Here is a 14508-nt window from a genome sequence, read left to right on the forward strand (position 1 = left end):
TGCGCAGGCTGCTGCCTGGTGCTTACGGCGTGGCGGGTGCCGCGCTCGATGCTGCGGCAGCAGGCAGCGGCGTGACGGCCTTGCCGTCGTCCGGACGCTTCACCATCAGGCCGTGCTTGAACAGATACGCGGCGACCTGGTAATACGCCGTCGCATCGTCCACCTGGCGCTGGTCGACCGGCGTGTTGTTGACGGCGTCGCCGTTGTCGAAGTTGGGGCGCAGCTGTTCGAGCTTGCGCTGCGGTTCCAGCACGGTGAGCACGTCGCCATGCAGGTAACCGAGCTTCTCGTAGGTCGCGGGGAACGCACGTTCGCGGCCGGGCTCCAGCTGGAAAATATCGGCACCGAAGAAGCGGCTGCGATAACTGAAGTTCAGCAGGCCAAGCACCGTCGGGATGATGTCCACCTGCGACATCTGGCGCGTCACGCGTTGCGGCGTGATGTGCTTGGGCGCGTAGATCCACAGCGGAATGTGATAGCGGTTGATCGGCACGCTGGTACGGCCGGCGCTGGAGGCGCAATGGTCGGCCGTGATGACGAAGATGGTGTCGTCGAAATACGGCTTGCTGCGCGCGCGCTTGATGAAGTCCGCGATCGACCAGTCGGTGTACGCCACGGCGGCTTCGCGGGTGCCGTTCTTTTGCGGCACGCGGTTGGCGGGCACCGTGAACGGCCGGTGGTTCGAGGTGGTCATCACGTGCAGGAAGAACGGCTTGCCCTGCGCGTTGGCCTCGTCCATCTGCTTGAGCGCGAGGGTGTAGAGGTCTTCGTCGGCCACGCCCCAGACGTTCTCGTGGTGGATCGTTTCGCCCTTGGCGATGTCGTTGCGGTCCACCGCGCGATAGCCGTTGTGCGCGAAGTAGTAGTTCATGTTGTCGAAGTAGCCGTAGCCACCGTAGACAAAATCCGACTGGTAGCCGCGGTCGTTGAACACGTTGGCGACCGAGAACAGGTTCTCGTTGTTGTGCGCCTTCACCAGCGAGTCGCCCGGCGTGGGCGGCACCGACACCGACAGCGCCTCGAGCCCGCGCACCGTGCGCGTGCCATTGGCGTAGAGGTGGTCGAAGAACATGCTCTGGTCGATCAGGGCGTCGAGGTTGGGCATGATGCCGCGCTTGTCGCCGAACTCCTTGAGGAAGTCGGCGGACAGGCTCTCGACGCTGATCAGCACCACGTTGAGATGTTTCTCGGGGCCCTGGTGGCGGATCTCGCGCGTGATGTCCTTCGGATCGTCACTGACGAAGGTCGCTTCGGGCGTCTTGACCAGTTCACGCACGCGCGTGAATGCCTGCTCGTCCGGCAGCGTCCGGTAGAAGCGCGAGTAGTCGAGGTGGCTGCTGCGGAACGCGGCGAAGAACTCGTAGATGCCGTTGCCGGAGAGTTCGTTGACATACGCGTTGTCGGTGCGGTCCTTGAACGTGCCCTTGAGCGCGACGGCGGTGACCACGGTGAGCAGCAGCCACACCAGCGCCACGCGGGTGCGCTGCCACCAGCGCGTGCCGCTGTCGGCGACGCGCAGGCCGCTGCGGCTCAGCCACACGATCACCAGCGTGGCCAGGGCCAGCAGGCCGAGCCAGGTGCCGATGGGATACGACTCGCGGATGTTGCCGATCACTTCCTGGGTGTAGACGAGGTAGTCCACGGCGATGAAGTTGAAGCGGGTGCCGAACTCGGCCCAGAACACCAGTTCGGATGCGCCGACGAACATCAGCCAGTAGAGCAGCACCGCGGCGCCGCCATACATCAGCCACTGGCCCAGGCGGGACACGTAGATCCGCTGCGGCACCAGCCACAGGTAGAGCATCAGCGGCCATGCCACGTAGAGGAAGGTGACCAGGTCGTAGGCAAGGCCCACGCCGAACCCGTAGGCCCAGTAAAGCGGGTTGTGCGGCACGCCGCTGCCCGCCATGAACAGCAGGGCGATGCGGGTGGCGGCGCCGATCAGCACATAGCTGATGGCCAGCCACCAGAGGGGCCGGAAACGCTGGCGCAGCGGCGAGATCGGGTTGGGTGCGGTCGACACGGACGGCTCCGAAGCAATGGAAATGAACGCCCGGCTTCACCCGAAGGCGGCAGGCGACCTGTCTTTATACACGGGCGGAGCATGCGCGGGGAGCGCGAGCGCCTCGGGCGATCAGCCGGCCAGTATGGCGGGAACGGCTTCCGCCGGGCTTTCCCCGCGACCGTTCAGGCAATGGATTGGCGCAGGTGGGCGATGGCAGCCACCCGCGCCGCCGCCATCGCCTCGCCAATGGCGGGCCCCTGCAGGCCCTGCGCGGCGAATGGTGCGGAACTGACCGCGGCGGCCGCATCCCTGGCGCGCAACAGGTAGGCAGCCTGGGGATAGTCGTCGTCTCCATGCCCCAGCCGGCCGCGCTTGTCGGCCTCGCAGGCGGCGAGGAACAGTCCCAGCCGCTCCGGCCGGCGCAGCGCATCCAGCGAAGACAGCAGGCGCAGCACGGTGGACGCTTTCAGTTCCAGGGCGCGATGCACGTTGAGATGTTCCCGGCACACGAGTTCGGCCAGTGCGGCGTGCTCGGTCGGCACTTTCAGCCGCGCCACCAGTCCCTGCAGGGGTTTGACGCCGGCGTGCTCGTGGCCGACGTGGCGGGGCAGCGCGTCGGCGGGGGTGAGGGCCTTGCCGAGGTCATGCGTCAGCGCGCAGAAGCCGACCACGTCATTGCCGGGCGCGATGCGCGCCGCCATGTCCAGCACCATCTCCACGTGCACGCCGGTGTCGACTTCCGGATGGAATTCCGCGCGCTGCGGCACGCCGTACAGCGCATCCACCTCGGGAAACAGCACGGCCAGTGCACCGGCTTCGCGCAGCACGCGCAGGAAGGCCGAGGGCTGCGCCTCGGCGAGCGCCTTGCGGGTTTCCTGCCATACGCGCTCGGGCACGAGGTGGTCGATCTCGCCCTGGCGCACCATCAGCTGCATCAGTGCCATCGTTTCCGGCGCCACGGTGAAACCCAGCGGCGCGAAGCGGGCGGCGAAGCGCGCCACGCGCAGCAGCCGCACGGGATCTTCCACGAAGGCCGGCGAGACGTGCCGAAGCAGGCGACGGGCAAGATCACCCGTGCCGTCGAACGGATCGACCAGCGTGCCGTCCTGCGCCTGCGCGATCGCGTTGATGGTGAGGTCGCGGCGCGCCAGGTCCTGTTCCAGCGTCACCGTCGGGTCGGCGTGGAAGGCGAAGCCGTGGTAGCCGTGCCCGGTCTTGCGCTCGGTGCGCGCCAGCGCGTACTCCTCGCCGCTTTGCGGATGCAGGAAGACGGGGAAGTCCTTGCCCACCGGGCGGTAGCCCTCGGCCAGCAACTCGTCGGGACGCGCGCCCACCACGACATGGTCATGGTCGACGACGGGCCTGCCGAGCAATGTGTCGCGGACGGCGCCGCCGACCAGATAGATGCGCATGGCGGGATTCTGCCACGGTCCGCGCGGATAGCTGCGCGAACCGGGGTAGGCGGGCCGGCGACGGCTGCCCTAGCGTGGCTGCGAACGCGCCGCGGCGAGCCGGCGCATTCGCGCGGGCGCCCCCAGCAAGACCGGGAGCCATGCGGAGAAGGGCTGCGGCACGATGCCCAGCGCGGCATAGCCATCCACCTTGCCCACCGAATCGGTGCGCAGGCTGCGGAAATTGTCCAGCGAGAACGGCTTGCCCGGCAGCAGTTCCGCGAACTGCGCCTGCAGGCGCCCCAGGCCGTCGGGCAGCGGCATGATGGGCGTGCGCAGGCCCGCCGTGTCGCGGATCTTGTGCACGATCTCGCCCAGCGTGAACACTTCGGGCCCGTACAGCTCGAAGCTGCGATCGAGGCCGAGGCGTTCGTCGGCCACGCAGCGCGCGATGGCCTCGGCGACGTCGCCCACCCAGGTCGGCGCGAAGCGCGCGGGTGCGCGCGCCAGCGGCAGCAGCGGCAGCTGGCGCAACAGGCTGGCGAAGCGGCCCACCAGGCCGTCGCCGTCGCCGAACATGACGCTGGGTTGATAAATGGTCCAGTCGATCGACGAGTTGCGCACCAGCGTCTCGGCTTCGCCCTTGGTCTTCAGATACTGCGACAGGCCCTGGCCCGCCTTGAGCGCGCTCATCTGGTGCAGGCGGGGCACGTCGGCGGCCAGGCAGGCTGCGACCACGCGCTGGGCCAGCTCCACATGGGCCTGGCGGAAGCCGTTGCGGCCCGGCGGATTGAGCACGCCGACCAGGTTGATCACCGCATCGGCGCCTTCGAACTCCCGTCGCAGCACATTGCCGTCGTACACGTCGGCACTGCGGATGCGCACGCTGGGCAGCACGCCCATCTCGCGTCGCAGTTCGCGATTGCGTGAAAGCAGCAGGATGCGATGACCATCGGCGGCCAGCCGCGGCAGCAGGTGCGAGCCGACGAAGCCCGTACCGCCAAGCACTACCAGTCGTTGCGCTTTCGTGGTCACCCGTGTCCTCCGTTCTGGCGTGCGCCGCTGCCACTGGATGCCGGTGCGCCGGTGCTGCCGGCGGGCGCGGCGACCGTCCCCGCCTCGGCCGGTGCGGGCGCCACGATGGCGGGGCAGGACACCAGCTTACGCTCGCTGCGGCCGTCCGGCAGCCGGTAGGTCTGGCCAATCGGCGTCATGCGTTCGCCCAGGGTCACGGCGTTGCCGTGCTGGCGCCAGTCGTAGATCACGCTGAAGGACATCACCCGGGCGACGTACTCGCGGGTTTCCTTGAAGGGAATGGTGGCGACGAACAGGTCTGGCGCCAGCGAGCCGCGTGCCGTCAGCCACTGGTCGACCTTGCCGGGCCCCGCGTTGTAGGCCGCGCTGGCCAGCCACGGCGCGCCGTTGAAGCGCTCCGCCATCTGGGCCAGGTAGCGCGTGCCCAGGATGATGTTGGTGGTGGGGTCGTACAGCGTATCGCCGCCGCCCCAGCTGATGCCGTTGCGCTTGGCCACCAGCGCGGCGGTGGACGGAAGCAGTTGCATCAGCCCGCGCGCGTCGGCACCGGAGCGCGCGTCGCTCATCCAGGCGCTCTCCGCGCGCAGGATGGCGTAAGCCCACGAGGGGTCGATGCCCGCCTGCTGCGCTTGCGGCACGACGCCATCCTGGCTGGCCAGCGGGAAGCGCTGCTCGTAATAGCGCAGGGCATCGCCGGTATTGAAGGTGAACACGGCGCGGTCGTACCAGCCGCGACGATAGGCCAGGTCGACGGCGCGCTTCAGCGTGTCCGGGTCGGCGCCGTCCAGTGCCTGCGTCCATTCGCGCCGCGCCAGCTTGGGCAGGCCGACCGCATACAATTCGAAGGCGCGCAGCAGGCCGCGGTTGGCCAGCAGGGCCTGGTCGCGTTGCGGATCGGCACCCAGGGGGGTCTGGCAAATGCCGTAGGGAGCGTTCAGGCGATCCGCCGCGAGGAAGCCAAAGAAAGTCGGCTCCTGCGCGAGCGTGGCCAGGATCGTACGCGCCTCGGCATCGCGGCCCAGTGCGGTCAGCGCGCGTGCACGGAACCAGCGCCATTCGCCATCCTGCGCCTGCGCGGGCGGCATGGCGCCGATGGCCGCGAGCACCGCGTTCCAGTCCTGCAACGCCAGCGCCGCGCGCACGCGCCACTCGCGACTGACGTCGGTCTGTGCTGCAGGCGGCAGGGCGATCAGGCGCGCGATCGCGCCGGCGTCGTAATCGGTGGCATGAAACAGTGCCAGTGCGTAGAGCACGCGATCGCGCTGCTCGGGCGCGAAGCTGAAATGCTCCTGCAATTTCTGCCAGCCGGCGTCGGCGGTGGCCGATTGCCGGCGCGCGAGTCGCTCCAGTGCGATCGTGGCCGCCTGGCGATTACGCGGGGTGTCGGGCCATTGCGCGGCGACGGCCACCGCGCCTGCCGGATCGCGCAGCGCCAGCGCGATGCGTTGCGCCGATTCCACGTCAGCGGACGGAAGCCAGTCGGCGATCGCAGTAATCGTGCCGGGCTGGTTGGCATCGGCGGCGCGATCGATGCGTGCCCAGATGCGCGGGGCGGTGAGCAGGCCCTGCTCATGGGCGGCGCTCATCACCGGGTCACATGCGCCGGGCAGCTTCGGCTTGGCCCATAGGGCGGCAAGGTCGCGATCGAAGTCGAGCGGCGTGCCCTTGGCCAGCTGCGCCTGCAGCGCATTGCAGGTGAGCGCGTCGCCGAGGCCTGGCTGGTACAGCGCGTTGAAGTTGTCCCAGTCCTGCCGGCGGGCAAGCTCGGCGAGGAAGGCACTGCGCAGGTCACTGGCCGGAATCAGCCCGGGATTGCGCTTGAGGTAATTGTCGACCCGGGCGCGGTCCACCTGCGCCAGGTCGTGGCTCAGCGCCGCGGCTTCGAGGTAGGGGTAAAGCGGATAGTCCTCCAGGCCCCTGGCAAGACTGCGCCAGTTGTCGCCACCTTGCTGGGCCGCAGCGTAGGCCTGCCTGAAGGCGCTGCGTTGCGCATCGGTGGGCTCGGCTGCGCACGCGGCGCCAGCCATGAGCAGGCCGGCGCAGGCGATGAGCAGACGTCGAGCGACACGCCGAGGTGCTGCATGGAAGGACATGTCAGGCTCCTTTGCCGATCCCGGCGCAGTGTACTTCGCGATCTCCGCACGGACGGCGCGCTGCGTGGGCCGGGCAGGATGGCCAATGGCCGCTGAGCGTGGCGTGAAAACCACGCGTCGATGCACGCGCAGGCAGCCGGCCGCCGGCCGGGGAGCGTCGGGGCGCACATGGTCGCGCGGGTCGGCCTGATAGAATGCCCAGCCCACGCGGCGCCGCATCCGGCGCATTCACAGGAAGCGCATGTCGCCAACGTCCTCGCCCTCGTCCCGAGCAGCAACGCTTGCCTGGCTGATGCTTGTCGCCGCCGCGCTGGCCGGCGGGCTCTGGTGGTGGCAGGTCGGCCGACCGGTGGCCTTGCCGGAGGCGCCCAGTTCGCGCATCGCCTGCGTGTCCTATGCACCGTTCCGCATGCCGGGCGAGACGCCGCTCGATATCCATGCCTACGTCAGCCCCGAACGCATCGACGCCGACCTGCGCGCGCTGTCGCAGCGCTTCGACTGCGTGCGCACGTACTCGCAGGGGTTCGGCCTCAGTGCCGTGCCGGAAATCGCCGAGCGCTACGGCATGAAGGTGCTGATGGGCATCTGGCTCGGTCGCGATCCAGTGGCGAACGAGCGCGAAGTGCAGCTTGGCATTGCCACCGCGCACCGGCATCCCGGCACGCTGCGTGGCGTGATCGTCGGCAACGAAGTACTGCTGCGCGGCGAGCTGCCGCAGAAAGCGCTGGCCACGTATGTGCAGCGCGTGCGCGACGCCATCCACGACACGCACGTGCCGGTGACGTATGCCGACGTGTGGGAATTCTGGCTGCGCTATCCGCAGATGGCCGACGCGGTGGACTACATCACCATCCACATCCTGCCTTACTGGGAAGACGAGCCGGTTGATCCGAAGGACGCACTCCAGCATGTCGCCGATGTCTATGCGCACATGAAGGGGCAGTTTCCCGGGCGTGCGGTGATGATCGGCGAAACCGGCTGGCCCAGCTCCGGCCGGCAGCGCCGCGGCGCCAGCGCCAGCCTGGTCAACGAGGCGCGCTACCTGCGCGAATTCCTGCGTTACGCTGGCACCGTCGACATGCCCTACAACGTCATCGAGGCGTTCGACCAGCCGTGGAAGCGCGAGCAGGAAGGCACCGTCGGCGGCTACTGGGGCATCTTCGACGTCGACGCGCGACCGAAGTTTTCCATGCAGGGCCCGGTGACCGAGGAGCCGCGCTGGCTGCTGGGCTGGTGGGCCGGCGCGGCGGGTGCCGTGCTGTTCGTGCTGACCGGCTTGTGGCGGCGTGCATGGCGCCGGCCGTCGGGTCGGCTTGCGCTGGCGCTGGCGGGTTTTGGCAGTGGCAGCGCGCTGGCCTGGCAATTCAGGCAGATGTGGTTTGCCTGCCGCAATCCGGCGGAGTGGCTGCTCACCGGCGCGCTCTGCGTAGTCGCGTTGGCCACGGCGATCAGCCTGGCGCGGTGGGTCGCGGCACAGCTTGCCGGTGCACCGTCACCGCGCACGCCCAGTCGGCGCCTGCAATTTGCCTGGATGTTCGGCGGGGCCTTCTATGGCCTGCTGCTGGTGTTCGACGGCCGCTACCGCGATTTCCCGCTCGGCCTGTTCTGGCTGCCCGCACTCGGCTATCTGCTCGCATCCCTGCTGCACGAGGGCGAGGCGCAACTGCCTTCGGTGGAGGAGCGCCTGCTCGCCTGCGCGATGCCGCTGCTGGCCGCCGTGGTGGTGGCGCAGGAGTTCGGGCAGAACCCGGCGACCTGGTTATGGCTGGGCGTGAATCTCGCGCTGGGCGCCGCCGTGATGATCGACTGGCGACGTGCCGGCCGCCTGCACGCGCACCATGCGCAAACTGCCGATCAGTAGCGCGAGCGCGCCGGGCACAAAACAGTAGAGCACCACCGCGAACAGCCCGGCGGCGGTGGCCAGCCACGCGGTGGCCAGCCGGATCCGCCACAGCACGAGCAGCGTGGCGATGATGGCCACCCAGCCAAACACGCCGATCTGCCAGCCGAACACATTGCCGGTGATGAAGCCCATCACGGCCAGATGCCGGACCTTGCAGGCAAACAGGGGGCTGGCTTCGCACACGCGGGCCACGTCGGTTGATTCGACCAGGCCATGGCGCAGCATGACGGCCGCGGCGCCGACGACGAGCGCGAGCAGCCAGGGCAGCAAGAGGGTGATGGTTCGCTTCATCGGCGTAGTCGGTGGGTGCGTGGAGCGACGTGGCTGGGCAAGCGTATCTCGGCCGCCAGCGGAAGATGATCGGAAAACGCCTGCGGCAGCGCCCACACCTTGTCGAGCTGGATCGCTTCGGAGGCAAGGATATGATCCAGCGCCTTGCGCGGCCGCCAGCTGGGAAAGGTCGGCGTGGCCTGCGCCGGCGGCACCAGGCCGCAGCGCGCGAACAGGTGTTTCATCTCGGCGCTGCGCACATCGGTATTGAGGTCGCCCATCAGCACCGCGTGCGGATAGTCCTGCAGCAACTCGGCGATGAAGGCGAGCTGCCTGGCGCGCGCCGGTGCGCTCAGCGACAGGTGGGCAATCATCACGGCCAGCGCTTCGGGGCCTTCGCCGAAGCGGGCCAGCAGCGCGCCGCGACCGGGAATGCGGCTGGGCAGCGGATAGTCCAGCACGCTGGTCGGCTCGAGGCGGCTGATCAGGCCATTGGCCGAATGCGCGAGCCGTGCCATCGGCCGGTTCGGCTGGTGGCTCCAGAACGGCATGCCCGCCGCTTCGGCGAGATAGCGCGTCTGGTTGAGGAAACCCGAGCGCAGGCTGCCGGCGTCGGCTTCCTGCAGGCCGATCACGTCGAACTGCGGCAACACTTCGGCGAGGCGGTCGAGATTGTCGAGCTTGCTGCGCCCCGGCAACACCGCCTTGATGCTGCGGGTGAGGTATTCGCTGTAGCGCTGGACGCTTGCGCCGGCCAGGATGTTGCAGCTGAGCAGGCGCAGGCGGCGCTCCGGAGCTGCGGGGGGATGGGATTCGGCACGGGTCATCGGGCGGGCAGGGTAGTCGTATTGGGTGACGACCGCCATCGCGGCGGCGGTCAGACCCGCAAGCATGCCCGCGCGGGTGTGAACGCGGGGGAAGTTCCGCTGAACCTCCCCCGCGGGACTTATTTGCCGGCGAGCTCGCGCTTGGCCAGCCACTGGGTCAGGGCGGACAGCTGGTCCAGCGTCTTGATGCTGGCGCTGCGGTACTTGCCGTTGACGATGATGGTCGGCGTGCCGTCCACCTGCCACTGCTGCACCAGGGCGGCGTCCTTGCGGATCTGCGCGGTGACCTCATCGGAGCTGGCAACGCGCATGAAGTCATCGCGCTTCACGCCGTGGCTGGCATAGAAGTCGGCCAGCTCGTCCAGCGTCGACAGCGGGTAGTGCTGGTTGAACTTGGCGTCGAAGATCGCCAGGTGCGTCTGCTCGAGCACGCCCAGCTTCCTGGCGGCGTAGAACGCGCGTGCAAACGGCACCCACTGGTCATTGAACGCGGCGGGCACCAGCTTGAACACCACGCCGGGCGGCAGCTGCTTGCGCATCTGCTCGGCGATCGGCGCGAAGTGCGCGCAGTGGATGCAGCCGTAGGAGAACACCTCGACCACTTCCACCTTGCCCTCGTCGCTGTAGCGATGAGCCGGCGCTGGAATGGTCACGTATTCGGTGCCTTCGGTGTACGGCGCCGGTTCGTTGGAACTGGTCGCCGTGCAGGCGGTGGCGAGCAGCAGGCCGGCCAGCAGGCTGAACCCACGCAGGGTGGCAAAACGCTTGAACATGGATCGCTCTCTTTGGCTGTGAGGTGGTGTGTCGCCGGGCGGCGCGACGCTTACTTGCCTGCCGCTTCCTTGGACACCAGCCACTTCACCAGTTCGATCAGCTGCTCGTCGCCGCCGGCGGTACCGCGGTCGAGGCGATACTTGCCATTGACGATGAGGGTCGGCGTGCCTTCCACGCCATAGGCCTTCACCAGTTCGTCGGCGCGCTTCACCTTGGTGTTGATGGTGAAGGAATTGGCCACTGCCACGAATTCCTTCGGATCGGCGCCGAACTTCGCGTAGACCTTGGCGGCTTCGTCAAGCGTGGGCAAGGCGGAAGCCGGCTTCAGGCCGCGGCCGGAGGGCGACATGGCGCTGAGCTCGTTGCTCTTCCACACGGCGTCGTACATGGCATCGTTGGCCTTGTCGGCCACGCCCAGCGCCTGCGCGGTGAGGTAGGCGCGCTGCAGCATCGGCCAGTTCTCCTGCGGCATGAACGAGGCCGGCAGGTAGGCCACCACCGCGTCGGCGGGCAGCTCCTGCACCAGCTTGTTCATCACCGGATGGAACTGGTTGCACGCGGGGCAGCCGTACGAGAACACCTCGACCACTTCGACCTTGTCGGTATTGGTGAGCTTGGGCTGGGCCGGCTCGATGCGAACGTAATTCTTGCCATCGACCCACTTGCCGTCATCGACGAACGGCGTGGCGGGCGCCGGAGCAGGCGTGGGCGCCTGTGCCGTGGTGCTGGCGGCGGCGGGCGTGGCAGGCGCGGCGGCCGTGGCAGCGGCCGGCGGCTGTGCGGCCGGTGCCGTGGCAGCGGGTGCCGGAGCCGGCTGCGGCGCCGTGCTGGCGTTGTCGTTGTTGTTGCTGCAGGCGGCGAGCGCGAGCAGGGCGGCACACAGGAACGACAAACGCTTCAGCATGGGGATCCTCGGACAAAGTCAGGGCTTGGAACGAACACGCCGGCCAGTGGCCGGCGTGTCAGGTCGATCACTTCGCGGCGGCGGCCTGGCCACCGGCGCCTTCGGCGGCGTGGAGGCCTTCAATGTAGCTCGCCAGCGCGGCAATGTCCTTGGCATCCAGTTTCTTGGCGATGCCCGGCATGATCTGCGCGTGGGCATCGTCGCCCCAGCTGCTGCCATCGTGCCAGGCCTTCAGCGTCGCTTCGATGTACTGCGCATGCTGGCTGGTGAGCTGCGGATACATCGCGCCCGGGTTGCCGCGGCCGTCGATGCTGTGGCAGGCCATGCAGGCCGGGATGCCGCGCGTGGTGTCGCCTTCGCGGTAGAGCTTCTGGCCCTGCTCGACCAGCGCGGCGTCGGCGACGCCCGGCAGCGAGGACTTGCTGGCGAAATAGGCACCGATGTCGCGCATGTCCTGCTCGGACAGCGGCGAGGCCATGCCGAGCATGATCGGGTTCTGGCGCTTGCTGCTCTTGAAGCTGGTCAGCTGGCGGACGATGTACGACTCATGCTGGCCGGCCAGCTTCGGGTACTGCGGATCGCTGGAATTGCCATCCATGCCGTGGCAGGCACCGCACACGGCGGCCTTGCCGGCACCGGCGGTGGCGTCGCCGGGCTTGGCGGCGGTGGCTTCAGAAGGCTTGGCGGCCTGTTCGGCGCCGGCGGCAGCGGCGGGCTGGGCGGCGGTGGCCGCCGGGGCCGGAGCCTTGGCTTCCTGGGCCATGACCACGCTCGAAGACAGCGCGAACACGAGGGCTACGGCATAACCAACAATAGCGGGCCGAAAACCGGCGGGCCGAAAACTCATACACTTGTCTCCCGAAAAACTGCTATGGCTGCACGGTTCGCGCTTTTGCGCGCCCGTAACTGGCAGAAACCTCCGAATTATCCCCGCGCCACCTTAGCCGGTCAAACCATTCCCATGTCCAATCCGTTGCAGGGCGCCCAGTTCGTGCTGGCCGCTCATCGAATCGCACAATTGCCAGCCGACCACGGCGCCGAAGTGGCGTTTGCCGGGCGTTCCAATGCCGGCAAGTCCAGCGCCCTCAATGCGCTGACCGGGCATCGCGGCCTTGCCCGCACCTCCAAGACGCCGGGCCGCACCCAGCAGATGGTGGCCTTTTCGCTGCCGCCGCTGGCCCAGGGCGAGGGCCAGCCACCGCTGGACGTGCGCCTGATCGACCTGCCGGGCTATGGCTATGCCAAGGTGCCGCCGGAGTTGCGCGACCACTGGAAGCAGGAGATCGATGCCTACCTGCACCGGCGCCGCAGCCTGCGCGGCATCGTGCTGATCACCGATATCCGTCATCCGATGAAGGAATTCGACCGGATGATGCTGGAGTTCTGCTTCGTCACCCACCTGCCGTGCCACGTGCTGCTGACCAAGGCTGACAAGCTGTCGCGCAACCAGGCGGCGCAGGCGCTGGCGGCCCTGCGCAAGGAACTGGTCGCAGGCGGCACGCAGGCCACGGCGCAAGTGTTTTCGTCGTCCGCGCCCACCGGCGTCGACGAGGCGCGCGCGGTGGTGATGAACCTGCTCGGTACGCCGCGCGACGGCATCGCGCACGGGGACTGAGCCTCAGCGGTTCACGCTGGCCATGAACACCGCGCAGAGTGCCTCCATGCCGGCGCGGTCTTCGTCGTCGAAACGTGCGATTTCCGGGCTGTCGACGTCCCATACGCCGAAGAGGCTGCCGTCGGCGCGCACCAGCGGCACCACGATCTCCGATTGCGAGGCAGCGTCGCAGGCGATGTGACCGTCGAACGCGTTGACGTCGCGCACCAGCTGGGTCTGCCGCGTCTGCGCGGCCGTGCCGCAGACGCCACGACCCAGCGCGATGCGGATGCAGGCCGGCTTGCCCTGGAACGGCCCGACCACCAGCTCGGTGCCGTCAAAGAGGTAGAAGCCGCTCCAGTTCAGGTCGGGCAGGCTGTGGTAGACCAGCGCGGAGAAGTTCGCGGCATTGGCGATGGTGTCGGGTTCGCCCTCGAGCAGGCCGCGCGCCTGGGCACAAAGATCCTCATAGTGTTCGCGCTTGCTGGCGTACGCCTGCGTCTTCACTTCGTACATGGGCATGGGCCTCGGCGGCAAAGCACGTATTATGCGCCGGCACGGTGCACCGGGGCAGAACAGGGCCGCGCACCGCCTTTTCGCCGTCACCAGGGGCAGGCGCATGTCGACGTTCTTCATCGCGGGTACCGATACCGGCGTTGGCAAGACCCACGCCACCTGCGCGCTGCTGCATGCCTTGCGTGCCACCGGGCTCAACGCCTGCGGCATGAAGCCCGTGGCCAGCGGCTGCGTCGAGACGGCCGAGGGACTGCGCAACGACGACGCGCTGGCGCTGCAGGCAGCCAGCAGCGCCCCGATGCCGTATGAGTGGATCAATCCGCTGGCCCTGCGCGACCCGCTGTCGCCGCACCTGGCGGCAGCGCACGAAGGCGTCGAGATCCGGCTGGCGCCGCTGAGCGAGGCGTTCGGGCGCCTGATCGACATCCACGACGCGGTGCTGGTGGAAGGTGTCGGCGGCTGGCTGGTGCCGCTCTCGCGCGGCCTGATGGCCTCGGACATCGCGCGGCAGTGGCAGTTGCCGGTGATCCTGGTGGTGGGGATGCGGCTGGGCTGCCTCAATCACGCACTGCTCAGCGCGCGGGCGATCGCCACCGACGGCTGCCGCCTGGTCGGATGGATCGGCAATCGCATCGATCCGGCCATGGCCGCCGTCGACGAAAACCTGGCCACGCTGCGCCAGCTGCTGCCGGCGCCGTGCCTGGGCGTGCTGCCCTACGGCACGCCACCCCAGCTGGCGGCAGCGCAGCTCGATCTTTCCGCGATCTTGGAATGAGCTTCACGCGGCGCGTGCTTCGATGCGCCCGATCCTCATGCTGGAGACCGGCATCATGGCGACACGCAGTCACTACTACCTTTCCGTCGACGACCTGGCGCGCGCACGCGGCCCGGTGCCGGCCTTGAGTTTCGATGGCGCCGGCCCGGACGATCTTGCGATCGCCGTGCAGGACGCCATGCGCACGCCGGCGCTGTTCGAGCGCTGGCGCGCCCTGCAGGACGAGCCGGACGAGGTGGATCCCGGCCTGGCGGTGACCGATCCGGCCGCCACCGTGAGCGCCCGCGTCGACGACCTGCGCATCGCCGTGGACCTCGTCACCGACCTGCCCATGAGCATCGTGCGGCACCGGCTGAACCTGCTGATCGGCCCTGCCTGGCAGCTGCGCGACCTGCGCCAGGCGTGAGGAGGCCTGACTTCC

14 protein-coding genes are annotated in these 14508 nt (G+C 68.5%); 4 read left to right on the forward strand and 10 right to left on the reverse strand.

Annotation, left to right across the window (positions count from 1 at the left end; all coding sequences use genetic code 11):
* Positions 1-22: 22 nt before the first annotated feature.
* The 4 genes from ACXU4B_RS11380 to ACXU4B_RS11395 all read right to left on the reverse strand — a co-directional run bounded on the left by ACXU4B_RS11380 (position 23) and on the right by ACXU4B_RS11395 (position 6524).
* On the reverse strand, positions 23-2023 hold the full coding sequence (locus ACXU4B_RS11380) for an LTA synthase family protein (RefSeq protein WP_131412447.1): 2001 nt from the start codon (positions 2021-2023) through the stop codon (positions 23-25).
* A 164-nt stretch (positions 2024-2187) separates the two neighbouring features.
* Entirely contained in the window at positions 2188-3417 is a 1230-nt protein-coding gene (locus tag ACXU4B_RS11385; RefSeq protein WP_131412445.1) for a multifunctional CCA addition/repair protein, read from the reverse strand.
* Positions 3418-3486: 69 nt separating this feature from the next.
* Complete coding sequence (locus ACXU4B_RS11390; RefSeq protein WP_131412443.1) at positions 3487-4431, reverse strand: complex I NDUFA9 subunit family protein; 945 nt, start codon at positions 4429-4431, stop codon at positions 3487-3489.
* Positions 4428-6524: a transglycosylase SLT domain-containing protein gene (locus ACXU4B_RS11395; protein ID WP_131412441.1), complete on the reverse strand. Its 2097-nt coding sequence runs from the start codon at positions 6522-6524 to the stop codon at positions 4428-4430. The genes ACXU4B_RS11390 and ACXU4B_RS11395 overlap by 4 nt, the downstream gene beginning before the upstream one ends.
* 241 nt (positions 6525-6765) lie before the next feature.
* On the opposite strand from ACXU4B_RS11395, the gene ACXU4B_RS11400 reads away from it, so the two are divergent.
* Positions 6766-8385 (forward strand): glycoside hydrolase family 17 protein, encoded by a 1620-nt coding sequence (locus tag ACXU4B_RS11400; protein WP_131412439.1) that lies wholly within the window; start codon positions 6766-6768, stop codon positions 8383-8385.
* Here the strand turns inward: ACXU4B_RS11400 and ACXU4B_RS11405 are convergent.
* From ACXU4B_RS11405 to ACXU4B_RS11425, 5 genes are all read right to left on the reverse strand, one after another.
* Entirely contained in the window at positions 8284-8718 is a 435-nt protein-coding gene (locus ACXU4B_RS11405) for a hypothetical protein (protein WP_131412437.1), read from the reverse strand. The genes ACXU4B_RS11400 and ACXU4B_RS11405 overlap by 102 nt on opposite strands.
* Positions 8715-9524, reverse strand: coding sequence for an endonuclease/exonuclease/phosphatase family protein (locus ACXU4B_RS11410; protein WP_131412896.1), 810 nt, complete (start codon positions 9522-9524; stop codon positions 8715-8717). Before ACXU4B_RS11410 ends, ACXU4B_RS11405 begins: the two co-directional genes overlap by 4 nt.
* A gap of 119 nt (positions 9525-9643) precedes the next feature.
* The gene (locus tag ACXU4B_RS11415; RefSeq protein WP_131412435.1) at positions 9644-10297 is read right to left on the reverse strand and encodes a thiol:disulfide interchange protein DsbA/DsbL; all 654 of its coding nucleotides are present in this window, start codon (positions 10295-10297) and stop codon (positions 9644-9646) included.
* A 50-nt stretch (positions 10298-10347) separates the two neighbouring features.
* Positions 10348-11202: a thiol:disulfide interchange protein DsbA/DsbL gene (locus tag ACXU4B_RS11420; RefSeq protein ID WP_131412433.1), complete on the reverse strand. Its 855-nt coding sequence runs from the start codon at positions 11200-11202 to the stop codon at positions 10348-10350.
* A gap of 67 nt (positions 11203-11269) precedes the next feature.
* On the reverse strand, positions 11270-11965 hold the full coding sequence (locus tag ACXU4B_RS11425) for a c-type cytochrome (protein ID WP_240734160.1): 696 nt from the start codon (positions 11963-11965) through the stop codon (positions 11270-11272).
* Between the two features lie 198 nt (positions 11966-12163).
* On the opposite strand from ACXU4B_RS11425, the gene yihA reads away from it, so the two are divergent.
* Positions 12164-12817: a ribosome biogenesis GTP-binding protein YihA/YsxC gene (gene yihA / locus ACXU4B_RS11430; RefSeq protein ID WP_131412429.1), complete on the forward strand. Its 654-nt coding sequence runs from the start codon at positions 12164-12166 to the stop codon at positions 12815-12817.
* A 3-nt stretch (positions 12818-12820) separates the two neighbouring features.
* On the opposite strand, the gene ACXU4B_RS11435 is transcribed toward yihA, so the two are convergent.
* On the reverse strand, positions 12821-13312 hold the full coding sequence (locus tag ACXU4B_RS11435) for a GAF domain-containing protein (RefSeq protein ID WP_131412894.1): 492 nt from the start codon (positions 13310-13312) through the stop codon (positions 12821-12823).
* Positions 13313-13415: 103 nt separating this feature from the next.
* On the opposite strand from ACXU4B_RS11435, the gene bioD reads away from it, so the two are divergent.
* Positions 13416-14087 carry a dethiobiotin synthase gene (gene bioD, locus ACXU4B_RS11440; RefSeq protein ID WP_131412427.1) on the forward strand — a complete coding sequence of 224 codons (672 nt, stop codon included), beginning with the start codon at positions 13416-13418 and terminating at the stop codon, positions 14085-14087.
* Positions 14088-14142: 55 nt separating this feature from the next.
* Positions 14143-14493: a hypothetical protein gene (locus ACXU4B_RS11445; protein WP_131412425.1), complete on the forward strand. Its 351-nt coding sequence runs from the start codon at positions 14143-14145 to the stop codon at positions 14491-14493.
* Positions 14494-14508: the final 15 nt, after the last annotated feature.

The sequence above is a fragment of the Dyella soli genome, assembly GCF_054482295.1.

What these genes read in the sequence shown, in the direction of transcription:
- ACXU4B_RS11385 (WP_131412445.1), bottom strand. Translation starts at nt 3,417, where the DNA reads ATGCGCATCTATCTGGTCGGCGGCGCCGTCCGCGACACATTGCTCGGC.
- ACXU4B_RS11395 (WP_131412441.1), bottom strand. Translation starts at nt 6,524, where the DNA reads ATGTCCTTCCATGCAGCACCTCGGCGTGTCGCTCGACGTCTGCTCATC.
- ACXU4B_RS11400 (WP_131412439.1), top strand. Translation starts at nt 6,766, where the DNA reads ATGTCGCCAACGTCCTCGCCCTCGTCCCGAGCAGCAACGCTTGCCTGG.
- ACXU4B_RS11405 (WP_131412437.1), bottom strand. Translation starts at nt 8,718, where the DNA reads ATGAAGCGAACCATCACCCTCTTGCTGCCCTGGCTGCTCGCGCTCGTC.
- ACXU4B_RS11410 (WP_131412896.1), bottom strand. Translation starts at nt 9,524, where the DNA reads ATGACCCGTGCCGAATCCCATCCCCCCGCAGCTCCGGAGCGCCGCCTG.
- ACXU4B_RS11415 (WP_131412435.1), bottom strand. Translation starts at nt 10,297, where the DNA reads ATGTTCAAGCGTTTTGCCACCCTGCGTGGGTTCAGCCTGCTGGCCGGC.
- ACXU4B_RS11420 (WP_131412433.1), bottom strand. Translation starts at nt 11,202, where the DNA reads ATGCTGAAGCGTTTGTCGTTCCTGTGTGCCGCCCTGCTCGCGCTCGCC.
- ACXU4B_RS11425 (WP_240734160.1), bottom strand. Translation starts at nt 11,965, where the DNA reads ATGGCCCAGGAAGCCAAGGCTCCGGCCCCGGCGGCCACCGCCGCCCAG.
- yihA (WP_131412429.1), top strand. Translation starts at nt 12,164, where the DNA reads ATGTCCAATCCGTTGCAGGGCGCCCAGTTCGTGCTGGCCGCTCATCGA.
- ACXU4B_RS11435 (WP_131412894.1), bottom strand. Translation starts at nt 13,312, where the DNA reads ATGTACGAAGTGAAGACGCAGGCGTACGCCAGCAAGCGCGAACACTAT.
- bioD (WP_131412427.1), top strand. Translation starts at nt 13,416, where the DNA reads ATGTCGACGTTCTTCATCGCGGGTACCGATACCGGCGTTGGCAAGACC.
- ACXU4B_RS11445 (WP_131412425.1), top strand. Translation starts at nt 14,143, where the DNA reads ATGGCGACACGCAGTCACTACTACCTTTCCGTCGACGACCTGGCGCGC.